Genomic DNA, 25,403 nt, shown 5'->3' on the forward strand with positions numbered 1-25,403 from the left:
CTCACCCCGGCCCTCCCGAAATGTCGGACCGCTTGGAGGGTGAGGGTGTTTTTCGATTCGCGGCAATTCTTGTGATTTGCTCCAGTACATCATCCATCTGCTGCATTACTTCGAGATTACTGAATCGCACAACTTCAATGCCCTGACGTTCCAGGAAAAGCGTCCGACGTTGATCGTGGATCAAGCCCGCTATTTCATAGTGTTGACCCCCATCCAGCTCAATCGCCAGTTTCAGCTCTACGCAGTAAAAATCCAGGACATAGGGCGGACATGGAAACTGCCTGCGGAATTTCAGATTGGCGACTTGGCGTGAACGAAGCTTTTGCCAGAGTAATTGTTCGCAATCGGTTTGGCTGCTGCGTAACTGGCGGGCGAACTGAGCGAGAGTGAGGCGATTTTGCATGCTTCACGATCCTTGTGAAGTGGCTGGAAATCTCACTGTAGACGAGGACCCTCACCCCAGCCCTCTCCCGGAGGGAGAGGGAGCCTACGGAGTTGTATCGAGTTGTACATCGACCTGAAAGACCGAGTCGATTATGGATTCGGTGAATCACCTTCATAGCGGCGTAATTCGGCATCCCCAATCAGCCCCCTCTTTTTCGGGGAGAGGGAGCCTACGGAGTTGTATCGAGTTGTACATCGACCTGAAAGACCGAGTCGATTACGGATTCGGTACATCACCTTCAGGTCGGCGTATTTATCCGGCATCCCCCAATCAGTCCCCTCTCCCTCCGGGAGAGGGTTAGGGTGAGGGGCTCTTTGGCTGAGTCAATAAACGTCGCGGCGATAGCGGCCCTGTTCGATCAGACGTTCGACTTCGGTGGTACCGAGGATGTCGTTGAGTGCCTGATCGACGCCGGCGGCCATGCCCTGCAGGCTGCCGCAGATGTAGATCACCGCACCGTCAGCCAGCCATTTCTTCAGTTCGTCAGCGGATTCGCGCAGGCGATCCTGCACGTAAATCTTTTGCGCCTGATCCCGCGAAAACGCCAGATCCAGTCGCGCCAGATCGCCATTGATCAACCACTCTTCCAGCTCCGCGCGGCAGAGGAAATCGTGCTCGCGATTGCGCTCGCCGAACAGCAGCCAGTGACGCTGCTGACCGTCGGCGATGCGTGCCTTGAGCAGGCTGCGCAGCCCGGCGAGGCCGGTGCCGTTGCCCAGCAGAATCATCGGCACCGGTTCGTTTGGCAGGTGGAAGCCACTGTTGCGCCGCACGCGCAGGCTGATGCTGCCGCCGACCGGGGCATGTTCGGTCAGCCAACCGGAACCGATGCCCAGGTTGCCATCGCTGTGTTGTTCCTGGCGCACGATCAACTCCAGCACACCGTCAGCGGCAATCGAGGCAATCGAGTACTCGCGCATCGCCAGCGGCACCATCGCATCCACCAGCGCTTGCGCATGCAGGCCAACCAGATGCGCGCGATGCTCGGGCAGTTGGCGCGAGGCGAGGGCGACTTCCAGCGGCTCTTCCAGGCCGTTGATCGTCACGCGGGTTTCGCCGCGAATGCCGAGGCCGTCGAGGAAATGTTCGACCGCCCACGCGCAATTGCGTGGCAGCACCTCTACCAGATCCCCGGCCAGCCAGCTGCTGGTACTCGGCGCCTTCAGGCCCAACAGGTAAATCGGCGCGCCGCTGCTGTCGGGGTTCATCAGTTCGCGGCTGACCAGCGTCCAGTTGTCGTAGCTCGGCGCTTGCCAGGTGTCGACCGGCGCTTGTCCGGTGATCAGGCCGAGCTGCGTCTGCCAGTGACGCAGGGCGTACGGGTCGCCGCTGTCGACTTCGACCGGAGCGAACAGGGTCTTGCCGCCGTGATCGCCGAGCCACTGATGCAGGCGTCGGGCGAAGCCGCAGAAGTGTGGGTACTGGCGATCGCCGAGGCCCAGCATCGCATAGTTCAGGCCGTCGAAGCTGGCAGCGTTGCGCAGCACTTTGCGTTCGAAACCGCGTGCGCTGTCCGGTGCTTCGCCGTCGCCGAACGTGCTGACCACGAACAACGCATTGCTCGATTCGCGCAGCTCCTCGGCGGTGATGTCCGCCAGCGGCTGCACCTTCACCGGCAACCCGGCGGCCTGTAATTGCCCGGCGGTTTGCCACGCCAGTTGTTCGGCGAAACCACTCTGAGTGGCGAAACCCACCAGCCATGCCGGTGCATCACCGGCCGGTGCCTGAAGACCTTTGCGTGCGTCCTGAATCTGTTTTTTCTTGCGCCGGCGGTCCAGATACAGCAGCCATCCGGTGATGAAAAACAGCGGCATGCACACCGCCGCGAGGGTGACGATGATCCGTCCGGCCAGACCGAAATAGCTGCCGACGTGCAGTGCGTAAATGCTGGTCAACAGCTGTGCCTTGAAGCTCTTGTCGGCGTAGCGGTCGACACGTTTGACGATGCCGGTGGCCGGGTCGAGGGTGATCTGGTTCAGCGCGCGATCATGCGGCGAACTGTCGAGCAGGTAGAACACGGTCGCCGGTTGCCCGGCCATTGGCGGCATGCGGATGTTATACGCCGACAGGCCCGGGCCGGCAGCGCTGTAGATGCTGCTCCACATCGCCGCGTAGTCAGCGCTGGGAGCCGGGCCTTCCGGCGCCGGGCCACGACCGCCGCGCATGCGCTCGTTTTGCGGCGCATCGGAAAGCAGTCTGGTCAGACCTTTGTTGTACCACTCGTACGACCAGGACAACCCGGTCAACGCCAGCAGCAGATACACCAGCAGACACCAGGTGCCGGCCACCGAGTGCAGATCCCAGTTGAAGCTGCGGCCCTTTTTCTGCCAGTCGAGGGTCAGCCACACGCGCCAGCTGTTCCACTGGCGCGGCCAGCGCAGGTACAGCCCGGAGAGGCAGAAGAACAGCAGGATCAGGGTGCAGGCGCCGGTGATGTTGCGGCCGGTATCGCCCATGGCGAGGAAGCGGTGCAGTTGCAGCATCAGACCGAAAAAGTCCTGGCCCACCGCGTCGCCCATGAACTCGCCGGTGTACGGATCGAAGTAGCGCATCTCGCCGCGACGTTCGCCTTTGGGCGGGGTGAAGTAGACGCGTGCGGCGTTGCCGCTGTCGGTCTCGACCCAGAGCATGCCGACTTTCTTGCCGGAGTTCGCTTCGATGTGTTCCACCAGCTCGACTGGAGGCAGGACGCCAGCGACCTGTTTTTCCACCTGCAACACCGACGGGTTCAGCGCCCGCAGGATTTCGTCCTGGAACGAATAGGCGGCACCGGTAATGCCCATCAGGGCCAGCACCAGCCCGGCAGTGATGCCGAAAAACCAGTGCAACTGGAACAGGGTTTTCTTCAACACGTCGCTCGCCTTGTCCGTTCGAAAATTGTCATCACGGCGCGCATTATGCCGTGGGTTGTCGAGAGCTTCTTTGATTACGCACAAAACCCCGTTCACATGAATGAACGGGGCCAAGCCTTGCGGCGCAGACCGTGTGGGAGCGAGCCTGCTCGCGAAGGCGTCGTGTCAGTCAGCCTCTACTTGACTGACCCACCGCTTTCGCGAGCAGGCTCGCTCCCACAGGTTTCCACATCGGTCAGAAGTGGAAGTTGGTGCTCAACAATGCCGTGCGGCCCGCCGCCTGATTGGCGAAGTGCGTCGAGAAGGCTTTGTCGTAGTAGACCTCGTTGGTCAGGTTCTGCACGTTGAGTTGCAGGTCGACGTTCTTGCTCAGCTTGTAGGCGGCCATCGCGTCGTAACGGACATAGGAATCGACCATCGTGGTGTTAGCCACGCTGCCGTAGACGTCGTCGACGTAGAACGCGCCGCCACCGAGGGTCAGCTTCGGCGTGACCTGATAAGTGGTCCACAGGCTGGCGCTGTTTTTCGGCGTGTTGGGCAACTCGTTACCGTTGTTGGCCTTGTTGGCCGGCAGGTCACCACCGTCCACCTGTTCGCTGTCCATGTAGGCGTAACCGGCGAACACTTGCCACTTGTCGGTGATCTTGCCGCTGGCCGACAGCTCGATACCTTGCACGCGGGTCTTGCCGGCGTTCTCGTAAGAGGTGGTGTCGACTTGCACGCGAGCGTTTTCTTTCTCGGTGCGGAAGATGTCAGCGGTCAGCGACAGACGATCGTTCAGCAGATCCCACTTGGTACCGATTTCGTAGTTCTTGGTGGTTTCCGGCTCCATGTCGCTCTTGAGCAGGTTGCCATTGCGGTCCGGAGTGCCGCCCAGCGGGTTGCCTTCCTGGCCTTCGCCGAGGGTGTTGCCCGGAGGCGTCGCGGAGGTTGCGTAGGAGGCGTAGATGCTGCCGTTCGGTGCCGGTTTGTAGACCACGCCGAACTGACCGGTGACGAATTCGCTGGTGTCATCCCCTTTGGAGGTGGTGGTGCCGGCGTTGTTGTAGGTCTTGTAGTCGGTGTCGAAGTGGTCGTAACGCAGGCCCATGTTCACCAGCCACTGCTCGGACAATTCCAGGGTGTCGAACGCATACAGCGCGTAGGTGTTGGCCTTGGTGTCGGTACCGGCGTAGTTGCGCGAGATCGCGCCGTTCCACGGATCGTTCGGGTTCGGATTCGACAGCGAGGTGCAGTTGTAGCCGCTCGATGCGCCAATCATCGACGGGGTGCAATTGGTGGTCGCGGCGCTGGTGCGCGGCGTGGTGTCGGTGTTGACGTTGTACGAGGATTTCTGGCCTTCCTCGCGGGTGTATTCGACACCGGTGGAGAAGCTGTTCTTGAAACCGGCGACGTAGAAATTGCCGAACAGATCAGTCTGGTTGGTGGTGGTCTCGGTGTTGCTGACCCGCGTGTTCGCACGACGCCAGACGCTGCCATTGTTGACGTTGCCCTTGCTGTCGTCCGGCTGAGTCAGGATGTAATCCTGCATGCTGGTGCCGTGGCGCAGGGTGTTCTTGATGGTCAGCGAGTCGCTCAGGTCATGCTCGATGGCGAAAGTCGCGGTGTCGGTGCGGCCCTTGCGGAAGTCGCGATCCAGACCGTAGAAGTTGCTGTGATCGCCACCGGCGTACGGCTTGTCCGGGTTGGACTTGGTACGTGCCGCCGAACCACCGGCCGGAATGGTGTAAGGAATGCCCGAGTCCGGGGTGTCGTTGCTTTCCAGATGGTAGTAGTCGAGGTTGACCCGGGTGTCGGTGCCCAGACCAAACGCCAGGGACGGCGCGATACCCCAACGGTCGTAGTCGACCTTGTCGCGACCGGCGACATTGCTCTCGTGGCTCATCAGGTTCAGGCGGCCGGCAGCGGTGTCGCTGAACTGGTAATTGCCGTCCAGGGTGTAACGCTGGGTCTGGTCGGAGCCCCAGGTGAAACCACCGTCGAACGAGTTGCCCAGATGCGCTTTCTTGCTCACCAGGTTGATGCTGCCGCCGGCTGCGCCACGACCGCCGATGGCCGAGTTCGGGCCTTTGCTGACTTCAATGTTTTCCACAGCGAAGATTTCGCGGCTCTGCGAACCGGTGTCGCGCACGCCGTCGAGATAGGTGTCGCCTTGAGCGTCGAAGCCGCGGATGAACGGACGGTCACCCTGCGGGTTGCCACCTTCACCGGCACCGAAGGTGATGCCCGGAACGGTGCGTAGCGCGTCCTGCATGTTCAGGGCGCCGGTGTCTTTGAGCACCTGTTGCGGGATGACGGTGACCGAGCGCGGGGTATCGACCAGCGGCGCGGTGTACTTGGGCGAGGAGGCTTTTTCGACCTGGTAGGACGTCGAGTCCTGCGCTTCGCCGGTGATGGCGGTAGCGTCCAGGGCGATGGCATTGCCGGAAGCTTTGCTGTCGGTCTTTTCCGCGGCGAAGACCATGTGCCCAGCAGAGCCGGCGGTGATGGCGACACCAATGGCCGAAGCAAGCAAACGTGGTGAACTGACCGGCAATTGTGCGTGTTGACGTGACATTTTTATTCCCCTCCCCAAGGATTTGAGGTCGCGGAATATAGGGTAAACGGGTATTCGTATCAATTGCGAAACATTGTTATTCGAGACGAATTTACATTCTTTACAATTTAACCTTACGGTTTTTGGCGGTTCATCCGTCACATGGGTTTTACACAGCCAATAAGAATCAATACCATTGGCACCCCTTTACCATCAGGTACGATCGCCATGCTGCTGCACATCCCCGGCCTGTTCGGCAAAGAAGAAGTGCAGCGCATCCGCGAGGCGCTGGAGCAGGCGGACTGGGCCGATGGCAAAATCACCGCCGGCTATCAGTCGGCCAAGGCCAAACACAATCTGCAACTGCCGGAAGGCCATCCGCTGGCCAAGGAAATCGGTGCAGCGATGCTCGAGCGGCTGTGGAAAAATCCGCTGTTCATGTCCGCCGCGCTGCCGCACAAAGTATTCCCGCCGTTACTCAACTGCTACACGGCGGGCGGCAGTTTCGACTTTCACATCGACAACGCCGTGCGTCAGCCCAAAGGCAGCATCGAGCGGGTGCGCACCGATCTGTCGGCCACGCTGTTTTTCAGTGAACCCGAGGACTACGACGGCGGCGAACTGGAGATTCAGGACACCTTCGGCACGCAACGGGTGAAACTGCCCGCCGGCGACATGGTGTTGTACCCCGGCACCAGCCTGCACAAGGTCAACGCCGTCACCCGTGGCGCGCGTTATGCGTCGTTCTTCTGGACGCAGAGTCTGGTGCGCGAAGACAGCCAGCGCGCCTTGCTGTTCGAGATGGACGGGGCGATCCAGCAGCTCACTCAGGACATGCCTGATCACCCGTCGCTGATTCGCCTGACCGGCACTTATCACAACCTGCTGCGGCGCTGGGTTGACGTATGAGTTTTCAACTGCGGCGCGAGGAAGTGCTCGACGTTGCGCAGCTCAGCGCGATGCTCGAAGAAAGTCCGGCGCGTGCGGCGCAGGCGATTCTGCTCGCCGCCGGCCAGGGCATTGTTGAAGCGCAGGCGTTGCTCGGGCAGATCCTGCTCGATGGCCGTGGCATTGCTCAGGATCAAACGTTGGCACTGCGCTGGTTCGCCATCGCCGCCGGGCAAGGGCACTTGATGGCGCGCAACATGCTGGGCCGTTGTCATGAGCATGGCTGGGGATGCGTCGCGAATGCCGCGATTGCCGCGCAGCATTATCGGATCGCTGCGCAAAACGGGTTGGACTGGGCGATGTACAACCTGGCCAATCTGCACGCTACCGGGCGTGGGACGGCGGAGAATCACGCGCAAGCCCTGGCGTTTTATCGTCAGGCTGCCGAATCTGGGCATGCCAAATCGATGAATCTGCTGGGCCGGTATCTGGAGGACGGACACCACTGCCCGCAAGATGTGCCGACGGCGCGCCACTGGTATCGCCTTGCCGCCGAGGGCGGTGATTTTCGCGGGCAGTTCAGTCACGCTGCAATGCTTGCCGATGAAGGCCGGATCGAGGAGGCCCTTGGGTGGTTGCGCAAGGCGCTGGACGCGGGCAATGCGAATTTTCTGCGAGTCGCCAGTGTTTCCTTGTTGAATGCACAGCATCCGGAAGTGCGTGCGATGGCCGATGCATATAGTTTGCGTTTGGCGGAACTGGATAATCGTTGATTACTTGTTTTGCAACTGCCTGGTGTCATGTATTTGATCTTGCTGCTATCGATTAAACATCGTAGTGAATGTTTATTTGTCTTGAATACTAATATTTAAGAGCTTGTTGGTTGTCGTCTTGTTGTCTTAGTGTTGTTTTGCGGTGACGGCGATTGAGTGGGGTAAGCCATTTGATGAAGTCGTATTTCAAAATAACGCTAATTAAATATCCGAAGGCGACAAGGAGTCTCTTATGGAATTCAAAATGGACAGCAAGATCGTCGAGGCTGCCGCAAAGGCACCTCGAATGTTTGTAGATGCTTCGCTGGGCGAAGGTGAAGAATACAATCGGGAAACCGGTATTCAATTAACCAAAGAGCAGATTATCAGCCTGCGCAAGTATGAAGTTCTCGGGCTGTCGCTTCCGGTTCGGATCGAGGATGTCAGGAGCTATCTGAACTACGGTGCCGGGGATGTGGGGGGTGTTGGTCTCAAGGCGGTGGACTTTCTACGGACATTTACCCGCACTTACGACCATGCGAAACGCTGGTCCCCGCTGCGTGAAAAAATCATGCTGACCGGGACCGACCTGAAGATTTTTGCCGGCAGCATCATTCGCACAGGTGAAGGCATTGTAGAGATTTACGAAGACCTGAAAGCGTCCAGATATCTGGACGAATACGATATCAAGACGCCTCAAGAGTATCTGGAGCTCAAGCGCAGGATTCCAAATCTCCCCGATCTGGAGTTGCCTTCCGGTGATGTTCCGGAAATCAAGGAGTATCTCAAAAGCATGATGGCCAAAGTCATGCAGTGCCATGCGAAGGCCGAGGAGGTGAGATCCGAACTCGACAGCTTTGGCACCGATATGCGCGAGTCTGTGCTGCCGGAGATCAAGCTGCGACTGGAGTTCGTGTCTCGCAATACCTATCAGGCAGACATTCAGGCTCTTCAGGGCGAGATCGACCAGCGCTCGAAAGAAATCGATGTACTGAACAAGCAATATGATCAACTGGTTCAGGAAGCGATTGCCGCGGCAGCGACACTGAATATCGGTGGTCTGATTCTCGGTATCTATCAGGGCGTCAAAGCTGAAAAGATCCGCAAGGAACGAAACAGGCTGAAGGCGGAGCAACAGGCTTCCAACCAGCTGATGGCCAGCAAAAACCAGACGCTGAGTTCCCTGAACAAAGTGCGCGACGATTTGCAGAATCTGAGTTATGTAGCGATAGAGGCCGAAGTCGCTACGCAAAACCTGATGCTGGTATGGAGTGCGCTAAGTACATATATCAATGCATCTGTAAAAGAAGTTGATCTGATTCACGAAGCAACTTCCCTGAGAAAATTCAAGAACCAGATTCTCGCGATCATTGACCCATGGCAACAGATCAAGACGAATTCCGATCAGCTGTTGGGCGTCTTCGCTGCGGCAGATAAAGAGTACGCAAGCAGTTCTATGATGTTCAGGAGTAAGGTACTGATGTTTTCCCAACACAATGTTCCAACCCATTCGGAGTTCGATATCGCCGCTTTGCGCAATCACGCGGCGTCTGTTCAGGCAAGCGATACCACTGCGCGAATGCTGGGGGAACAGTTCAACTACCTTCCGAACACCGTTCGCACAATGAGTGACCTGACGGCGGTTATCCAGGAAGCTACTTTTGAACTTCGTAATCAGGCCCAGAAAACCTGGATTTATCTGGATAGCACACAGAATAAACTCAGGGCTTCTCAGAAGGATCTTCTCGAATACCCGGAAGATGCGGATGAAATTCATATGGAGATGGAAAGCAGACTCAAAGACGTATCAAGGAAAGTCTGCGAGTACGCGGACGATTTACAGGTGACGCACAACGGTTTGAGTACCGCCTATGACCGGTCGGCTTCGGCGCAATGGATCGGCACGCTGCAGCAGGATCGGGCCTTCAGCGCAACGCTGAAAGTCAAATCCGAAGAGAAACTCGTCGATCTGGAAACACAGATGAAATCGGTATCCGAAGCGATTGACCTGATCGCCAAGGCCGGGGTGGAAAAGATCGGACAGGAAGCCCGGTTAACGCTGGATAACCTGAAAGCGCTGGGTCTGGCACCACCGCAGGTTCAGGTTGCACTGTTCGCCATTGATACTCTGAAAAAAATGATCTCGGGTATCGGGGAGGCCATTTCCTATCTGAACATGCTGGCGGCTTATAACCAGCTCAAGGAGAAGGCAGGTGATCTGAGGGCGCAGTTGAAGAAGCACACCAAGGACATTGAGCTGATTGATGGAAAGATTCTGCTGGTGCAAGTGCTCGACCAGTTGGACGAGGAGCGTTGGAGCTACGTGAATGAGTTCTCGAATCTGGTGACCCGGTTCAAGTCCTTCGCAGACGACTTCAAACAAGACAAGTCGCAGGCGGTCGAGCAACGCACGGTTGCCACAATCGCCGCGATTTCCGAGCTCCGGCAGTTTCTGAAAACCATTCAGCAGTAAGGGGGGCAAGGCGGTGAACGGTGCGTTCACCGCCTTATAAACGGTCATGAATACACTTGCCCATGAGTTTCAAGCAGCACAGCGGCGGACGTTGGACCGCTACACTTACTTTCTTGGTTCTCTTCATTCCACCTTCAACAACATTCCCTGGGTCTTTGAGCGCCGCAGGGCCAGCGGTCATCAACTGACGGTTCTGGTCAGCGATTCGCGTTTGATCAACGCCAGTTTCAATGCGCGCTACCTGCAGGAGTTCTGGGAGCGTAGTGCAGACACTCGGCGCCTGTGCACAACGTACGTGGCGGACCTTGCCAGATTCACCACTGAAACGCTGGAAATCGCCAGAAATACTTCCAGGAACCAGCCCCTCAGCGAGGTGGATTTCAAGTTGTACAGCTTGTCCAGGTCGCCGACCTGGAAGTTGTTTCCTGCAACGGATGTGTCGGACCTGGTTCACGAATTGGCGCTTCGGTTCAACGCTTTGAGTGCGCAAGTGCGCCAACTGAAATACACCAGCGCTGAGGTGCATACCGAGTCGTTCGGCCTCAAGTCGGTGTTTTTCAAGGCGATGGAACATCAATCGTGCAAGTGCCATACACAGCCGACAGTGATCGATGAGTTATTTCGCGAAGCGCGCACGACGCCGGTTTGGGACGTGACTTATTCTTCAGCAGATCCAAAAGTCAGGGCCGCAGAATACAAAACCGATATCGCTGCGTTGTTTAACGCATCGGCTTCCGTGATTTCGCAAATGAGCTTCTTTCTTGAGGAAACGTGTCTGCGTATCGATACGGCGTTCCGTGAGTTATTGAAAGCGGAGCGCGCATCGAAGCTCGGAGAGTTGAATTTTCAGTTGGCCGCCACGAGGGAGGGCGCCGACGAGTTCATGGCGATGATCGATCACCTCGAGACCTGGCTGCGCAAATAAAAAAGGCCCATGCACAAGCATGGGCCTTTCGGTTAAAGCATCACTTACACGTAGAACGATTTCAGCGGCGGGAAGCCATTGAATTCGACGGCGCTGTAACTGGTGGTGTAGGCACCGGTCGACAGCCAGTACAGACGATCACCGATCGCCAGGTTCAGCGGCAGACCGTACTTGTAGTTCTCGTACATGATGTCGGCGCTGTCGCAGGTCGGTCCGGCGATGACCACTTCTTCCATCTCGCCTTTCTTCTCGGTCCAGATCGGGAACTTGATGGCTTCGTCCATGGTTTCGATCAGGCCGGAGAACTTGCCCACATCGGTGTAGACCCAACGCTCGACGGCGGTGCGCGATTTGCGTGCGACCAATACCACTTCGCTGACCAGAATGCCGGCGTTGGCGATCAGCGAACGGCCCGGTTCCAGAATGATTTCCGGCAGGTCATCACCGAAATCTTCTTTCAGGAAACGGATGATCTCTTCGGCGTAGGTTTCCAGGCTGTTGGTGCGGGTGATGTAGTTGGCCGGGAAGCCACCGCCCATGTTGATCAGCTTCAGGTGGATACCGTCTTCTTCTTTCAGGCGCTCGAAGATCACTTTGACCTTGGCGATCGCCGCGTCCCAGACGCTGATGTCGCGCTGCTGCGAACCGACGTGGAACGAAATGCCGTAAGGCACCAGACCGAGGTCGCGGGCGAGGATCAGCAGGTCCATGGCCATGTCGGTCTGGCAGCCGAACTTGCGCGACAGCGGCCAGTCGGCAGTGGTCGAGCCTTCGGTGAGGATGCGCACATAGACTTTCGAACCCGGCGCGGCTTTGGCGATGTTGCGCAGGTCGGCTTCGGAGTCGGTGGCGTACAGACGCACGCCCTTCTCGAAGAAGTAGCGGATGTCCTTGGACTTCTTGATGGTGTTGCCGTAGCTGATCTGATCCGGGCTGACGCCACGGCTCAGGACTTTGTCCAGCTCATAGATGGAGGCGATATCAAAGCTCGAGCCTTTCTCTTTGAGCAGGTCGATGATCTCGACAGCCGGGTTGGCCTTGACCGCGTAGTAGACCTTGGCGAATTCGAAACCGGCGCGCAGGTCATCGTAGGCCTGGGCGATCATCGCGGTGTCGATCACCACGAACGGGGTTTCCTGTTTGTCGGCGAACGCCTTCATTTTCTGAAAGGTTTCGCGCGCGAAATAGTCTTCGACCTGGATCGACATGCTGGAGTGCTCCTATGGGCAAACGGGTAAAAACATGGGTGTAAATGAACGTCCTCCGTATCCCCACTTTGGTTCGCCTACTTCCCAAGGCATGTCGCCGAAAGCAAAAAGGCCACGGGCGTAACTGCCCTTGGCCTTGCTGTCTCGTCGTCAGTACTTGAGCCGGATGGATCGTTTCCAGCATGGACGTTCGGCGCGAACTTTAGGGCGTGAGGGGCCTGAGATCAACTAAAAATGTCGCGTTTTTGCACGCTTCTGACGTACGTCGCGGATATCACTCTTTGTAGCCGACCGAGATGACGGACAGATGTTCCCTGCGATTTTTCAAGTGTTAAAAATACCTGCACGTTCGCCGCTTTTGTCGGCGAAGTTGAGGGTAAGTGCGTTAGGCGCAACATCGGCGACGTTGGCGGCGAGAGGTAGGCGTGAGGGGGATTTTGCTTGTTTGAACAGGTGACTTTGCCCAGGTCCAACGAACATTACTGTTGAGATTCTTTTCCGCCCTGTAAATGCTCCGAAGATTGCGCGAATCCTGTGGGAGCGAGCCTGCTCGCGAAAACATTTTTACAGCCAACATCATTGTTGACCGTTATTGCGCATTCGCGAGCAGGCTCGCTCCCACAGATTTGGAGTTTTTACGCGATTACAGCCTCAGCCGGCGAAACGATATTGGTCTTCATGCCCCGCGAACGTCCCGAGCTCAGGTACGCCGCAATCGACTCCTGCGTCACCTCGCCGAGGAACACTCGTTCGGCATCCATTACCGGCAGCCACGAACGATTGAACTCGTACATGCGCGACAGCAGGATGCGCAGGTGCTCGTCGTACGCTGCAGTGGCGTTGAACTCACGCAGATACTGCGCGCAGGTGCCGGTCTGGCGATGCAGGTCGCGGCGTCGCACATAACCCAGCGCCTTGTTCTCGGCACAGGTGACCACCACATAGCGGCGGTCATGCTCGTCCATCAACTCCAGCGCATCGGCCACCGGAGTCTCCGGGCTGACCGATGGCGCGTTGTCGGCGGCGTCTTCGGCCTTCACCAGCAGCAGGCGTTTGAGGGTGCTGTCCTGGCCGACGAAGTTGCTGACAAAGTCGTCCGCCGGGTGCGCGAGCAGGGTGTCCGGGTGATCGATCTGCAGCAGTTTGCCGGCGCGGAAGATCGCGATCTTGTCGCCGAGCTTGATCGCTTCGTCGATGTCGTGGCTGACCATGATCACGGTCTTGTTCAGCGCGCGTTGCATCTCGAAGAACTCGTTCTGGATCATCTCACGGTTGATCGGGTCGACCGCGCCGAACGGCTCGTCCATCAGCAACAACGGCGCATCCGCCGCCAGTGCGCGGATCACGCCGATGCGCTGTTGCTGGCCGCCGGACAGTTCACGCGGATAGCGATGCAGATACTGCTTGGGCTCGAGCTTGATCATGCTCATCAATTCGCGGGCGCGGTCGTGGCATTTCTGTTTGTCCCAGCCGAGCAGTTTCGGCACCACGACGATGTTCTCTTCGATGGTCATGTTGGGGAACAGGCCGATCTGCTGGATCACGTAGCCGATGTTGCGGCGCAAGTTCACTTCGTCGAGGTCGGTGGTGTCTTCGCCGTTGATCAGGATCTTGCCCGAAGTCGGTTTGATCAGGCGGTTGATCATTTTCAGCGTGGTGCTTTTGCCGCAACCCGATGGCCCGAGGAACACACAGATTTCGCCTTCATTGACGGTCAGGCTTACCGAGTCCACGGCTTTGACATCTTTGCCGTTGCTCTGGAAGGTCTTGCTGAGGTTTTGAAGTTCGATCATTTGAGGAGTCCTTTTGGAGTCAGCGTACGTTGCAACCACTGCAGGAGAAGGTCGGCGAAGATCGCCAGAAGACTGACCAGCAGCGCGCCGACGATCAGCATCGACATGTCGCTGCGGCTGATGGAGGCGAGGATCAGCACACCGAGGCCACCGGCGCCGATGGTCGCGGCGATGGTCATCACGCCGATGTTCATCACCACCGCAGTGCGCACGCCAGCGAGAATCACCGGCACCGCAATCGGCAGCTCGACCATGCGCAGGCGCTGGCCGAAGGTCATGCCGATGCCGCGCGCGGCTTCACGGATACCCGGCTCTACGCCGGTCAGGGCGAGGTAGGTGTTGCGCATGATCGGCAGCAGCGAATAGAGGAACACCGCGGTGATCGCCGGCATCGGCCCCAGGCCCTGGCCGAACTTGGAATAGAACGGCAGCAGCAGGCCGAACAGCGCAATCGACGGCACGGTCAGCAACACTGTGGCGCTGGCTTGCAAGGGACCTGCAAGTGTCGGGAAGCGCGTCATCAGAATGCCCAGCGGCACGCCGATGAGAATCGCCAATGTCACCGCGATGCCGACCAGGGTGATGTGCTGCCAGGTCAGGTGCATCACCTGCTGCCAGTCGAGGTGGGAAAAGGCGTTCAGAAATTCCATGACTTTTCCTCCTTAGTTGAGTGGATGCTGGCGCAGGAAATCGGCGGCCACTTTCGATGGGCTTTCGTGATCGACGTCGACCCGCGCGTTGAGCTGGCGCATGGTTTCGTCATCAAACAGTTGCGCCAGCGGCTTGAGTTGCTCGGCCAATTGCGGGTGCGCATCGAGGTAGGCCTGGCGCACCACCGGCGCAGCGGTGTAGTCGGGGAAGTAGTGCTTGTCGTCTTCCAGCAGTTTCAGGCCGAACGCATTCAGGCGGCCGTCGGTGGTGTAGACCAGGCCGGCAAACACCTGGCCATTACGCAGCGCGGTATAGACCAGCCCCGCGTCCATCTGCCGGATGTTCTTGCGGGTCAGGTTCATGTCGTAGAGCTTGACCATGCCGTCCAGACCGTCGGAGCGGTTGGCGAACTCGGTGTCCAGCGCCACCAGGTGATTGGTCTTGGCTTCATCGCGCAGCACCTTGTTCAGGTCGCTGATGGTGTTGATCTGCGGATACTCCTCGGCGACTTTTTTCGGCAGGGCGAGGGCGTAGGTGTTGCTGAATTTCGACGGGGTCAGCCAGACCAGGCCTTTTTTCGCGTCGAGTTCTTTGACCCGGGCGTAGGACTGTTCGCTGTCGAGTTTCTCGGTGACGTGGTTGTAGGCCACCAGTGAAACGCCGGTGTATTCCCAGAGCATGTCCAGCTGTCCGCTTTCGTGGGCGCTGCGGGCGAGATTGCTGCCCAGACCGCCGGTGATCTGCGCGTCGTAGCCTTTGCTGCGCAGGTATTGCGCGGTGATTTCCGCGAGCAGGGTCTGCTCGGTGAACACCCGGGCGCCGAGGCGAATAACCGGTTTTTCGGCGGCTTGGGCCAATCCTGCAAACAGCAGGAGGCAGCTCAAGATCAAGCTAAATCGTTTCATAACTATTCCTTCGCAAAAGCCTTAAGACGGGCGCAGACCGCGTTCCAGCCAGAGACGGCTGGCGAGGGTGACGACGCCATCGAGCAGCAGGGCCAGCAGCGCGGTGCACGCGGCGCCGAGCAGCAGTTGCGGCTGATTGTTCAGGGCGATGCCAGGGAAGATCAGGCTGCCGAGGCTGTTGGCGCCGATCAGGAAGGCCAGCGGCGCGGTGCCGACGTTGATTGCCAGCGCCACGCGCACGCCACCGATGATGATCGGCACGGCGTTGGGCAATTCGACTTTCCACAGCACCTGGCGCGGGGTCATGCCGATGCCGACGGCGGCTTCCTTAAGCGAGCCCTGAACGTTTTTCAGGCCTTCGTAGGTGTTGCGCACAATTGGCAACAGAGAAGCGAGGAACAAAGCGAAGATCGCCGGACCACTGCCGATGCCGAGAATCCCCAGGGCAATCGCCAGTACGGCCAGCGGTGGCACGGTGTTGCCGATATTGAAGATCTGCATGAAGCGTTCAGCGCGGCCGACCATGGTCGGGCGGCTGAGAAAGATACCGGCGGGGATGCCCACGACCAGGGCGGCCAGCATTGAAGCGAGGACGAGAATCAGATGAGCTTGCAGGTAAAACAACAAATCGTCGCGGTAGTGTTCGATCGTGTTGATGCCGATCCAGTGGACCAGCAGGGCCAGGAGCGCGATCACCACCGCACCTCCCATCAGCCCTTTGCCATAGCGGATAGCCACAGGCGGACTCCTTTTTTTGTAGTCGGCGAACGCAGCTCCGTGTGGCAAGGCCATTCCTGGCTGCCGAAGTCAGCGTTCGCGAAAAGTAGCCGTTTTTCAGGACCGGCAAAGCGATCTGAAAGCGAGCCATGAGCGCAGCCTCGTCAGGCTAACTTGCTGATTTTTCAGCCCCTGACGAAATGTCGTAACAGGGGATGGACGTCTCCGTGCTTTAAAAGGTTCCCACGTCAGACACTGTTTGGCCACCTGTAGGAGCTGCCGCAGGCTGCGATCTTTTGATTTTGTTCTTGAGAGCAAGATCAAAAGATCGCAGCCTGCGGCAGCTCCTACAGGGTTTTGCGCGGCCGAGGGACGGTGGTTCGGCGGTTACTTTTTAAGCTATACTCGCCGCCCTTTTTTGAATCACCGCCAGGCGATTTCCTATGACCAACCAGGCCGCCGAAGTCGCGAAACGCCGCACTTTCGCCATTATTTCCCACCCCGATGCCGGTAAAACCACGATCACCGAAAAGCTCCTGTTGATGGGCAAGGCGATTGCAGTGGCCGGTACGGTGAAATCCCGTAAATCCGACCGCCATGCGACATCCGACTGGATGGAGATGGAGAAGCAGCGGGGTATTTCCATTACCACGTCGGTCATGCAGTTCCCGTATCGCGAACACATGATCAACCTGCTCGACACCCCGGGCCACGAAGACTTCTCCGAAGACACCTACCGCACCCTGACGGCGGTCGACTCGGCACTGATGGTGCTCGACGGCGGTAAAGGTGTCGAGCCACGGACTATCGCCCTGATGGACGTTTGCCGTCTGCGTGACACGCCGATCGTCAGCTTCATCAACAAACTCGACCGTGACATCCGCGACCCGATCGAACTGCTCGACGAAATCGAAGCCGTTCTGAAGATCAAGGCAGCGCCGATCACCTGGCCGATAGGTTGCTACCGCGACTTCAAGGGCGTGTACCACCTGGCCGACGACTACATCATTGTCTACACCGCCGGTCACGGTCACGAACGCACCGAAACCAAGATCATCGAGAAACTCGACTCCGACGAGGCGCGCGCGCACTTGGGCGACGAGTACGAGCGCTTCCTCGAACAGCTGGAACTGGTGCAGGGCGCCTGCCATGAGTTCAACCAGCAGGAGTTCCTCGACGGTCAACTGACTCCGGTGTTCTTCGGTACCGCACTGGGCAACTTCGGGGTCGACCACGTGCTCGACGCCGTTGTGGACTGGGCGCCGCGTCCTTTGCCTCGCGTGGCCAACGAGCGCACCGTCGAGCCGGTGGAAGAGAAGTTCTCGGGCTTCATCTTCAAGATCCAGGCGAACATGGACCCGAAACACCGCGACCGTATCGCTTTCATGCGTATCTGCTCCGGCAAGTACGAGAAAGGCATGAAGATGCGCCACGTGCGTACCGGCAAGGACGTACGCATCGGCGACGCCCTGACGTTCTTCTCTTCCGAGCGTGAACAGCTGGAAGAGGCGTACGCCGGCGACATTATCGGTCTGCATAACCACGGCACGATCCAGATCGGCGACACCTTCAGCGAAGGTGAAGTCCTCGGGTTCACTGGTATCCCGCACTTTGCCCCGGAGCTGTTCCGTCGTGTGCGTCTGCGTGATCCGCTGAAGTCCAAGCAATTGCGTCAGGGTCTGCAACAGCTGGCTGAAGAGGGCGCGACTCAGGTGTTCTTCCCGGAGCGCAGTAACGACATCATTCTTGGCGCCGTCGGTGTGCTGCAGTTTGATGTGGTCGCCAGTCGTTTGAAGGAGGAATACAAGGTTGAGTGCTCTTACGAGCCGATCACTGTGTATTCCGCGCGCTGGATTGAATGCAGCGACAAGAAGAAGCTTGAGGAGTTTTCCAACAAGGCGGTGGAGAACCTCGCGCTGGATGGCGGTGGGCACCTGACCTATCTCGCACCGACGCGGGTTAACCTGGCGTTGATGGAAGAGCGGTGGCCGGATGTCAAATTCCGTGCGACGCGTGAGCATCATTAAGCGCTGAGCTGGTTTGTTCGAAAGCCCCTGAGGTGTAGGCCTTGGGGGCTTTTTTTTGCTTTGTCTTGGCGGCCTTTGGGCCGACCAGGCTTTGGGTGGTTTTGGGTGTATATCCGTTTTTTAGGTGATGGCGGCTTAGGGTTTCGCCCTGACGGCGACTCACTTTTTTGACAAACGCCTCAAAAAAGTAAGCAAAAAAAGGCTTGCTCCTGCGTTCGGCCCGCTCGCTGGGGCTCGGGGTCCCTTCGTTGCGGGATTGATCCGGGCGCAGCGCCTACGGTTTGCTTCGCTGCACCTCCTCTCGCTGTGTTTGGCTTCGCCAAACGGTCGCTGCGCTCCCACCCCCGGATCAATCCCTCCACTCAGCCTTCCGATGTCGCCCGTGGATCAAGATCAAAAGCGGTACTCGAGCTAACGCTCATCGTGTTGAGTGGTGAGGAGCGAGAGCGGTGCGCGTTCTGCTCTTGCTCTTGTGTGGGAGCTGGCTTGCCAGCGATGGCGGCCTGTCAGCCGACCAATCTCCCACTGAAGTCACTCAATTTCCCTGTGGGAGCGAGCCTGCTCGCGAAGGCGCCCGGCCAGCCAACCGTTCTCCAAATGAATACCCCAATCCATCGTGGGAGCTGGCTTGCCAGCGATGGCGGCCTGCCAGCCGACCAATCTCCCACTGAAGTCACTCAATTTCCCTGTGGGAGCGAGCCTGCTTGCGAAGGCGCCCTGACAGCCAGCCGTTCTCCAAATGAATACCCCAATCCATTGTGGAAGCTGGCTTGCCAGCGATGGCGGCCTGTCAGCCGACCAATCGCCCACTGAAGTCACTCAATTTCCCTGTGGGAGCGAGCCTGCTCGCGAAGGCGCCCTGACAGCCAGCCGTTCTCCAAATGAATACCCCAATCCATCGTGGGAGCTGGCTTGCCAGCGATGGCGGCCTGCGAGCCGACCAATCTCCCACTGAAGTCACTCAATTTCCCTGTGGGAGCGAGCCTGCTCGCGAAGGCGCCCTGCCAGCCAACCGTTCTCAAATGGATACCCCAATCCATTGTGGGAGCTTGCCAGCGATGGCTGCCTGTCAGCCGACGAATCGCCCACTGAAATCACTCAATTTCCCTGTGGGAGCGAGCTTGCTCGCGAAGGCGCCCTGCCAGCCAACCGTTCTCCAAATGAATACCCAGTCCATTGTGGGAGCTGGCTTGCCAGCGATGGCGGCCTGCGAGCCGACCATTTTCTAATCGAACTGAGCGACCGAAGGCTGTGATCTTTTGGACTTGAAGCTCGAAGTCAAAAGATCGCTGCCTACGACAGCTCCCACAGGGTTGTAGGGCGACTCTGTATTTTGAGATATCGATGTTCTTGAGCGCGACAATGGGAATGCTGGGCGTTAGTGTTTCAGGTCCACGCCAGTCGCTTTGAGAGGTCAATGGAATGACGCGCAACCTCATCCATCTGCTACGCCCCAACGGCTATTTCAGTCTGATGGCCTGGGTGCTTGCGGCGTTGCTGTTCATCAATCGTCTGAGCAGCATGGTCAAGTTGTTCATGGCGCTGTATCTGCGTCAGGAGCTGGGGCTGGCGATCGAGACGGTGGGCTGGCTGTTGTCGGCTTACGGCGCCGGGTTGTTGGTCGGTTCGATGCTGGGTGGTTTGCTCAGTGACCATGTGCGTACGGCGCGGCTGACGGCGGCGTTGTTCTTTGTTTCTGTGTTTGTGTTGATTCTGCTGGGGCTGGTGACGCAGGTGCCGCTGCTGGCCGGTTTGCTGTTGCTCAGCGGCACCCTCGACGGGGCGATTCGAACGCTGCATCAGCGGCTGATCATGGAGTATTGCGAGCCTGTGCAGCGCTCCCGTGCCCAAGCCTTGAGCCGGGTGGCGCGAAACCTTGGCATGGCGGCTGCCGGGGTGGCCGGCGGGGTGTTGGCGCAGACGGATTTCCGTTGGGTGTTTTTTGTCAGTGCGGCGATGACGCTGCTCGCGCTGCTGTGGTTTGTGCGCACCACTTGGCGCCGCGCGGTACTCAAGCCCGATGAAGTGACCGAGGCAGGCACTGGCACACCGTTGCGCGACGCGGCGTTCCTCTGGCTGCTCGGTGCGGCCGTGTTGCTGGGGATGGCCTTCGACACGGTTTACAGCACGCTGGGAAACTATCTGCGCGACTACTACCACTTGAGCACTGAGGCCATCGGCTGGCAGTTCGGGCTTAACGCGATGCTGGTGGTGGCGCTGCAGATCCCGCTCACGCACTGGGGCGAGCGCTGGGGCTTGCGTCGGCAATTGCTCGCGGGTTGTGTGTTGTTGGCGGTCGGGTTGGGAATGTTGCCGTTTGGCTCCGGCTTGCTTTACGTGTGTCTGTCGACGGTGATCTGGACCTTGGGTGAAGCTTTTTTCATGCCGCCGCTGAATGTGCTGGTCATGCGGCACGCGCAGGGCGGCAAAAGCGGCCAGTATTTCGGTCTGTTTTTCATGAGCTGGAGCGCCAGTGCATTGTTGTCGCCGGTGTTGAGTGGTCAGCTGTATGGGCACTTCGGAGGGCACAGCGTATGGCTTGCGAGCGCGACACTGGCCTTGTTGACCTTGCCTCTGATCTACATCGCAACACGCTCTTCGACCCAAGCCAAGGCGCAAGACGCCAGTCCACGCGCTACCTCACTTAGCTGATTCGGTTATAGAGGTTATTCACAAGTGATCTTCCCTGCCGGGGCATTTCCGCGGGCTCGTTAGCGTCCTATCTGGTGAACCCGGCTGATCGGAACTAGATTTCATTCAGCGCCGGATCGGCACCCCAGGCTTCAACCACGAAAGGATGGAAATGGCTATGAGCATTTTTCAACGCATTGTGCTGTTGCTTAAGGTTTTGGTGATGTTGACGCTTGGCACTACGGCGGCGTGGGCAAGTTCTGCCACACCATCACAGGGGTTTAACGCAGCCCACGGGCAAGCCGGTGTGATCATGCTGGCCAAGTCGGAATCCGAACCGGGCGATCAGGACCAGGGCGGCAGCAAGGATGATGACGACTCGACCACTGACGAGCCGGACACTGACGATGACGAAGGCGACAGCCAGTCGTAAAGCGCCGGCAAAAGAAAACCCCTTCTTCCCCGACTGATGCGCAATCGGGGGAGAAGAGGTTTGGGTAAACACATTATTTCCGGATAAACACGATTCCTGCAGGAGCTGCCGCACGCTGCGATCTTTTGATCTTGATGCTGAAAATCAACAGATCGCAGCCTCGTTTCACTCGACAGCTCCTACAGGTTGAGTGGCGGTCTCCGGTTTTGCCTACGCGGCGCCATCAAGGAACTGCTCGGCGTAGTGGCAAGCCACCTGCCGGTTGTCGAGCGGGCGCAGGGCCGGCTCTTCGCTGCTGCAACGCTCGGTCGCGTACGGGCAGCGCTTGTGGAACGCACAGCCCGGTGGCGGGTTCAGCGGGTTGGGCAGTTCGCCGACAATCTTGATTTTCGGCTTGTCCGGATCCGGGTGGATCGTGGGTGTCGCCGACAACAAGGCCTGAGTGTAAGGGTGCAGAGGTCGGGTGTAGATGTCCTCTTTCGGCCCCATTTCCACCGGACGGCCGAGGTACATCACCAGCACCGAGTCGGCGACATGCCGCACCACCGCCAGGTTGTGCGAGATGAACACGTAAGCGGTGTTGAATTCCTGCTGCAAGTCCATGAACAGGTTCAGCACCTGCGCCTGAATCGATACGTCCAGCGCCGAGGTCGGTTCGTCCGCCACCAGCACTTTCGGTTGCAGCATCATCGCCCGCGCCAGGGCAATACGCTGACGCTGACCGCCGGAGAACATGTGCGGATAACGCTGGTAGTGCTCGGGACGCAAGCCGACCTGCTTCATCATCGCCTGGACTTTCTCGCGACGCTCGGTTGCACTCAGGTTGGTGTTGATCAGCAGTGGCTCGGCCAATTGATCACCGATTTTCTGCCGCGGGTTCAACGACGCGTACGGGCTCTGAAACACCATCTGCACGTCTTTGCGCAGTTGTTTGCGCTGGGCCTTGTCGGCGCCGGCGACTTCTTGCCCGGCGATTTTCAGCGAGCCGGAAGACGGCTCTTCAATCAGGGTCAGGGCGCGGGCGAGGGTGGATTTGCCGCAACCCGATTCGCCTACGACAGCGAGGGTCTTGCCGGCTTCCAGTTCGAACGACACGCCGTTGAGGGCGCGCACGGTCGCGTGGCCCTTGAACAGGCCACGGGAGACTTCGTAGTGACGGGTCAGGTCGCGGGCGGTAAGTACGACGGCCATTACGCCACCTCCTGGTTCAGCGGGTAGAAGCAACGGGCGAGGCTGTTGGCTTTCGGATCAAGGGCTGGACGTTGCACGCGGCAGCTGTCCTGCACGTACGGGCAGCGCGGCGACAGCAGGCAACCCTGCGGACGGTCGTAGCGGCCTGGTACGATGCCCGGCAGGGTCGACAGGCGCTCGGCGCCCAGACTGTGCTCGGGAATCGCCTTGAGCAGGGCTTCGCTGTAAGGGTGTGCCGGGATGTCGAACAGTTGCGGCACCTGACCGACTTCTACCGCTTGGCCTGCGTACATCACACAGACGCGCTGGGCGGTTTCGGCCACGACCGCAAGGTCGTGAGTGATCAGCACCAGGCCCATGTTCTGTTCTTTCTGCAACGCCAGCAGCAGATCCATGATCTGCGCCTGAATCGTCACGTCCAGCGCCGTGGTCGGTTCGTCGGCGATCAGCAGTTTCGGCTCGCCGGCAATCGCCATGGCAATTGCCACACGCTGGCTCATGCCGCCGGACAGTTGGTGCGGGTAGGCGTCCATACGGCTGGCGGCGCCCGGGATTTCCACTTTTTCCAGCAGTTCGATGGCGCGTTTGCGCGCTTGCTTGCCGGACATTTTCAGGTGCAGGCGCAGCACTTCTTCGATCTGGAAGCCGACGGTGTAGCTCGGGTTGAGCGCGGTCATCGGATCCTGGAACACCATCGACAGGTCTTTGCCGACGATTTGCCGACGCTGACGATTGCTCAGCTTGAGCATGTCTTTGCCGTCGAAGCTGAGCGAGTCGGCCGTGACGATGCCGGGATGCTCGATCAGCCCCATCAGCGCCATCATGGTCACGGATTTACCCGACCCCGACTCACCAACGATGGCCAGGACTTCGCCCTTGTCGACTTTCAGGTCGAGGCCATCGACCACGGGCGTCGCGTTCTTGTCGCCGAAGCGGACGTTGAGATTCTTGATTTCTAGCAGTGACATGGGAATCTCCTCAGGCGGCGTTCTTGAGTTTCGGGTCCAGCGCGTCGCGCAGACCGTCGCCCATCAGGTTGATTGCCAGCACGCTGAGCAAAATGGTCAAACCAGGCAGGCTCACGACCCACCAGGCACGTTCGATGTAGTCGCGGGCCGAGGCCAGCATGGTGCCCCACTCAGGGGTTGGCGGTTGTACGCCAAGGCCGAGGAAGCCCAGCGCCGCCGCGTCGAGAATCGCCGAAGAGAAACTCAGGGTGGCCTGCACGATCAGCGGCGCCATGCAGTTGGGCAGCACGGTGATGAACATCAGGCGCGGCAGACCGGCACCGGCCAGGCGCGCGGCGGTGACGTAGTCGCGGTTCAGTTCGCCCATCACGGCGGCACGGGTCAGACGCACGTAGGACGGCAGCGAAACCACGGCGATGGCGATCACGGTGTTGATCAGGCCAGGGCCGAGGATGGCGACAATCGCCACAGCCAGCAGCAGGGACGGCAGGGCCAGCATGATGTCCATCAGACGCATGATGGTCGGGCCGATCATCTTCGGGAAGAAACCGGCGAACAGACCCAGCAGGATCCCCGGGATCAACGACATCACCACCGACGACAGACCGATCAGCAGCGACAGGCGCGAACCCTGGATCAGCCGCGACAGCAAGTCGCGGCCCAGTTCATCGGTGCCGAGCAGGAACTGCATTTGCCCGCCTTCGAGCCACGCCGGTGGCGTCAGCAGGAAGTCACGGTATTGCTCGCTCGGGTTATGCGGGGCGACCCACGGCGCGAAGATCGCGCAGAAAATCACCAGCAGCATGAACAGCAGGCCGGCAACCGCGCCCTTGTTCTTCGCGAAGGCTTGCCAGAATTCTTTGTACGGTGACGGATACAGCAGGCTTTGATCCGCGCTTGGAGCGGAAGTGGCTACTGAGGATGTTGGAGTGCTCATGGTATGGACCTCAGCGCTGATGACGGATGCGTGGGTTGGCAAAGCCGTAGAGGATGTCCACTACGAAGTTGACCAGAATCACCAGGCAGGCGATTAACAGGATGCCGTTTTGCACCACCGGGTAGTCCCGGGCGCCGATGGCTTCGATCAGCCATTTACCGATGCCGGGCCAGGAGAAAATGGTTTCGGTCAGGACCGCGCCGGCCAGCAGGGTACCGACTTGCAGGCCGACCACGGTCAGAACCGGAATCAGCGCGTTACGCAGGCCGTGCACGAACACCACGCGCGACGGCGACAGGCCTTTGGCCTTGGCGGTGCGGATGTAGTCTTCGCGCAGCACTTCGAGCATCGACGAACGGGTCATCCGCGCGATCACCGCCAGTGGAATGGTGCCGAGCACGATGGCCGGCAGGATCAGGTGATGCAGGGCATCGAAGAACGCGCCCGTGTCATCGGCCAGCAGCGTGTCGATCAGCATGAAGCCGGTGCGCGGCTCGATGTCGTAGAGCAGGTCGATCCGCCCGGACACCGGGGTCCAGCCCAGGCTCACCGAGAAGAACATGATCAGGATCAGGCCCCACCAGAAGATCGGCATCGAATACCCCGCCAGGGAGATGCCCATCACCCCATGGTCGAACAGGGATCCTCGTTTGAGGGCCGCGATCACCCCGGCCAGAAGACCGAGAATACCGGCGAACAGCAGGGCGGCCATGGACAGTTCCAGGGTCGCCGGGAAGAGGGAGGTGAACTCGGTCCATACGCTCTCACGCGTACGCAGGGATTCGCCGAGATCGCCGTGGGCCAGTTTGCCGATGTAGTCCAGGTACTGGGCATACAGCGGTTTGTTCAGACCAAGGCGTTCCATTGCCTGAGCGTGCATTTCGGGGTCGACCCGACGTTCGCCCATCATCACTTCCACGGGGTCGCCGGGAATCATGCGAATCAACGCGAAAGTCAGCAGGGTGATGCCGAAAAACGTGGGGATCAACAACCCCAGTCGGCGGGCAATAAAACTAAACATCTTGTGTGGTACCTCATCAGCCGGTTAGGCGTGCCCGGCGACCCTGGGGT

19 protein-coding genes are annotated in these 25,403 nt (G+C 59.0%); 7 read left to right on the top strand and 12 right to left on the bottom strand.

Annotated features, from left to right (window positions below):
- Nucleotide 1: 1 nt before the first annotated feature.
- From ACM6HV_RS24955 to ACM6HV_RS24965, 3 genes are all read right to left on the bottom strand, one after another.
- Entirely contained in the window at nucleotides 2-403 is a 402-nt protein-coding gene (locus ACM6HV_RS24955; protein WP_003221578.1) for an endonuclease domain-containing protein, read from the bottom strand.
- A 365-nt stretch (nucleotides 404-768) separates the two neighbouring features.
- Nucleotides 769-3,297: a PepSY domain-containing protein gene (locus tag ACM6HV_RS24960; protein ID WP_414905543.1), complete on the bottom strand. Its 2,529-nt coding sequence runs from the start codon at nucleotides 3,295-3,297 to the stop codon at nucleotides 769-771.
- Nucleotides 3,298-3,532: 235 nt separating this feature from the next.
- The gene (locus ACM6HV_RS24965; protein WP_182403838.1) at nucleotides 3,533-5,854 is read right to left on the bottom strand and encodes a TonB-dependent receptor; all 2,322 of its coding nucleotides are present in this window, start codon (nucleotides 5,852-5,854) and stop codon (nucleotides 3,533-3,535) included.
- A gap of 207 nt (nucleotides 5,855-6,061) precedes the next feature.
- On the opposite strand from ACM6HV_RS24965, the gene ACM6HV_RS24970 reads away from it, so the two are divergent.
- From ACM6HV_RS24970 to ACM6HV_RS24985, 4 genes are all read left to right on the top strand, one after another.
- Complete coding sequence (locus ACM6HV_RS24970) at nucleotides 6,062-6,742, top strand: Fe2+-dependent dioxygenase (RefSeq protein WP_145597307.1); 681 nt, start codon at nucleotides 6,062-6,064, stop codon at nucleotides 6,740-6,742.
- On the top strand, nucleotides 6,739-7,494 hold the full coding sequence (locus ACM6HV_RS24975) for a tetratricopeptide repeat protein (protein ID WP_145597308.1): 756 nt from the start codon (nucleotides 6,739-6,741) through the stop codon (nucleotides 7,492-7,494). The genes ACM6HV_RS24970 and ACM6HV_RS24975 overlap by 4 nt, the downstream gene beginning before the upstream one ends.
- Before the next feature lie 232 nt (nucleotides 7,495-7,726).
- A complete protein-coding gene (locus ACM6HV_RS24980; RefSeq protein ID WP_414905544.1) occupies nucleotides 7,727-9,946 on the top strand; it encodes an alpha-xenorhabdolysin family binary toxin subunit A in 2,220 nt (739 codons plus the stop codon).
- A gap of 46 nt (nucleotides 9,947-9,992) precedes the next feature.
- On the top strand, nucleotides 9,993-10,871 hold the full coding sequence (locus ACM6HV_RS24985; RefSeq protein WP_414905545.1) for a hypothetical protein: 879 nt from the start codon (nucleotides 9,993-9,995) through the stop codon (nucleotides 10,869-10,871).
- Between the two features lie 44 nt (nucleotides 10,872-10,915).
- Here the strand turns inward: ACM6HV_RS24985 and ACM6HV_RS24990 are convergent, their stop codons facing one another.
- From ACM6HV_RS24990 to ACM6HV_RS25010, 5 genes are all read right to left on the bottom strand, one after another.
- On the bottom strand, nucleotides 10,916-12,079 hold the full coding sequence (locus tag ACM6HV_RS24990; protein ID WP_047291221.1) for a type III PLP-dependent enzyme: 1,164 nt from the start codon (nucleotides 12,077-12,079) through the stop codon (nucleotides 10,916-10,918).
- Between the two features lie 635 nt (nucleotides 12,080-12,714).
- Complete coding sequence (locus ACM6HV_RS24995; RefSeq protein WP_414905546.1) at nucleotides 12,715-13,872, bottom strand: betaine/proline/choline family ABC transporter ATP-binding protein; 1,158 nt, start codon at nucleotides 13,870-13,872, stop codon at nucleotides 12,715-12,717.
- Nucleotides 13,869-14,522 carry an ABC transporter permease gene (locus ACM6HV_RS25000; RefSeq protein ID WP_041066877.1) on the bottom strand — a complete coding sequence of 218 codons (654 nt, stop codon included), beginning with the start codon at nucleotides 14,520-14,522 and terminating at the stop codon, nucleotides 13,869-13,871. The genes ACM6HV_RS24995 and ACM6HV_RS25000 overlap by 4 nt, the downstream gene beginning before the upstream one ends.
- Nucleotides 14,523-14,534: 12 nt before the next feature.
- Nucleotides 14,535-15,428, bottom strand: coding sequence for a glycine betaine ABC transporter substrate-binding protein (locus ACM6HV_RS25005; protein ID WP_041066880.1), 894 nt, complete (start codon nucleotides 15,426-15,428; stop codon nucleotides 14,535-14,537).
- A 21-nt stretch (nucleotides 15,429-15,449) separates the two neighbouring features.
- The gene (locus ACM6HV_RS25010; protein ID WP_177327464.1) at nucleotides 15,450-16,139 is read right to left on the bottom strand and encodes an ABC transporter permease; all 690 of its coding nucleotides are present in this window, start codon (nucleotides 16,137-16,139) and stop codon (nucleotides 15,450-15,452) included.
- A gap of 449 nt (nucleotides 16,140-16,588) precedes the next feature.
- Between ACM6HV_RS25010 and ACM6HV_RS25015 the strand changes: the two genes are divergently transcribed.
- The 3 genes from ACM6HV_RS25015 (at nucleotide 16,589) to ACM6HV_RS25025 (ending at nucleotide 21,236) form a co-directional block, all read left to right on the top strand.
- Complete coding sequence (locus ACM6HV_RS25015; protein WP_041066884.1) at nucleotides 16,589-18,172, top strand: peptide chain release factor 3; 1,584 nt, start codon at nucleotides 16,589-16,591, stop codon at nucleotides 18,170-18,172.
- A 1,422-nt stretch (nucleotides 18,173-19,594) separates the two neighbouring features.
- Nucleotides 19,595-20,824, top strand: coding sequence for an MFS transporter (locus ACM6HV_RS25020; RefSeq protein ID WP_414905547.1), 1,230 nt, complete (start codon nucleotides 19,595-19,597; stop codon nucleotides 20,822-20,824).
- Between the two features lie 157 nt (nucleotides 20,825-20,981).
- The gene (locus tag ACM6HV_RS25025) at nucleotides 20,982-21,236 is read left to right on the top strand and encodes a hypothetical protein (RefSeq protein WP_041072765.1); all 255 of its coding nucleotides are present in this window, start codon (nucleotides 20,982-20,984) and stop codon (nucleotides 21,234-21,236) included.
- A gap of 210 nt (nucleotides 21,237-21,446) precedes the next feature.
- On the opposite strand, the gene ACM6HV_RS25030 is transcribed toward ACM6HV_RS25025, so the two are convergent.
- The 4 genes from ACM6HV_RS25030 to ACM6HV_RS25045 are packed head-to-tail and all read right to left on the bottom strand — an operon-like array spanning nucleotide 21,447 to nucleotide 25,353.
- Nucleotides 21,447-22,427: a peptide ABC transporter ATP-binding protein gene (locus ACM6HV_RS25030; protein ID WP_414905548.1), complete on the bottom strand. Its 981-nt coding sequence runs from the start codon at nucleotides 22,425-22,427 to the stop codon at nucleotides 21,447-21,449.
- A complete protein-coding gene (locus ACM6HV_RS25035; protein ID WP_041072769.1) occupies nucleotides 22,427-23,395 on the bottom strand; it encodes an ABC transporter ATP-binding protein in 969 nt (322 codons plus the stop codon). The genes ACM6HV_RS25030 and ACM6HV_RS25035 overlap by 1 nt, the downstream gene beginning before the upstream one ends.
- A 10-nt stretch (nucleotides 23,396-23,405) precedes the next feature.
- Nucleotides 23,406-24,332, bottom strand: coding sequence for an ABC transporter permease subunit (locus ACM6HV_RS25040; RefSeq protein WP_041072771.1), 927 nt, complete (start codon nucleotides 24,330-24,332; stop codon nucleotides 23,406-23,408).
- A gap of 10 nt (nucleotides 24,333-24,342) precedes the next feature.
- The gene (locus ACM6HV_RS25045) at nucleotides 24,343-25,353 is read right to left on the bottom strand and encodes an ABC transporter permease subunit (protein WP_047291242.1); all 1,011 of its coding nucleotides are present in this window, start codon (nucleotides 25,351-25,353) and stop codon (nucleotides 24,343-24,345) included.
- Nucleotides 25,354-25,403: the final 50 nt, after the last annotated feature.

Origin of the sequence: Pseudomonas sp. IT-P260 (genome assembly GCF_949768395.1) — a bacterium.
GTDB classification, from domain to species: Bacteria; Pseudomonadota; Gammaproteobacteria; order Pseudomonadales; family Pseudomonadaceae; genus Aquipseudomonas; species Aquipseudomonas parakoreensis.

Coding starts and splice junctions, on each gene's coding strand:
- ACM6HV_RS24955 (WP_003221578.1), bottom strand. CDS start 403: ATGCAAAATCGCCTCACTCTCGCTCAGTTCGCCCGCCAGTTACGCAGC.
- ACM6HV_RS24965 (WP_182403838.1), bottom strand. CDS start 5,854: ATGTCACGTCAACACGCACAATTGCCGGTCAGTTCACCACGTTTGCTT.
- ACM6HV_RS24970 (WP_145597307.1), top strand. CDS start 6,062: ATGCTGCTGCACATCCCCGGCCTGTTCGGCAAAGAAGAAGTGCAGCGC.
- ACM6HV_RS24975 (WP_145597308.1), top strand. CDS start 6,739: ATGAGTTTTCAACTGCGGCGCGAGGAAGTGCTCGACGTTGCGCAGCTC.
- ACM6HV_RS24980 (WP_414905544.1), top strand. CDS start 7,727: ATGGAATTCAAAATGGACAGCAAGATCGTCGAGGCTGCCGCAAAGGCA.
- ACM6HV_RS24985 (WP_414905545.1), top strand. CDS start 9,993: ATGAATACACTTGCCCATGAGTTTCAAGCAGCACAGCGGCGGACGTTG.
- ACM6HV_RS24990 (WP_047291221.1), bottom strand. CDS start 12,079: ATGTCGATCCAGGTCGAAGACTATTTCGCGCGCGAAACCTTTCAGAAA.
- ACM6HV_RS24995 (WP_414905546.1), bottom strand. CDS start 13,872: ATGATCGAACTTCAAAACCTCAGCAAGACCTTCCAGAGCAACGGCAAA.
- ACM6HV_RS25000 (WP_041066877.1), bottom strand. CDS start 14,522: ATGGAATTTCTGAACGCCTTTTCCCACCTCGACTGGCAGCAGGTGATG.
- ACM6HV_RS25005 (WP_041066880.1), bottom strand. CDS start 15,428: ATGAAACGATTTAGCTTGATCTTGAGCTGCCTCCTGCTGTTTGCAGGA.
- ACM6HV_RS25010 (WP_177327464.1), bottom strand. CDS start 16,139: ATGGGAGGTGCGGTGGTGATCGCGCTCCTGGCCCTGCTGGTCCACTGG.
- ACM6HV_RS25015 (WP_041066884.1), top strand. CDS start 16,589: ATGACCAACCAGGCCGCCGAAGTCGCGAAACGCCGCACTTTCGCCATT.
- ACM6HV_RS25020 (WP_414905547.1), top strand. CDS start 19,595: ATGACGCGCAACCTCATCCATCTGCTACGCCCCAACGGCTATTTCAGT.
- ACM6HV_RS25025 (WP_041072765.1), top strand. CDS start 20,982: ATGAGCATTTTTCAACGCATTGTGCTGTTGCTTAAGGTTTTGGTGATG.
- ACM6HV_RS25030 (WP_414905548.1), bottom strand. CDS start 22,427: ATGGCCGTCGTACTTACCGCCCGCGACCTGACCCGTCACTACGAAGTC.
- ACM6HV_RS25035 (WP_041072769.1), bottom strand. CDS start 23,395: ATGTCACTGCTAGAAATCAAGAATCTCAACGTCCGCTTCGGCGACAAG.
- ACM6HV_RS25040 (WP_041072771.1), bottom strand. CDS start 24,332: ATGAGCACTCCAACATCCTCAGTAGCCACTTCCGCTCCAAGCGCGGAT.
- ACM6HV_RS25045 (WP_047291242.1), bottom strand. CDS start 25,353: ATGTTTAGTTTTATTGCCCGCCGACTGGGGTTGTTGATCCCCACGTTT.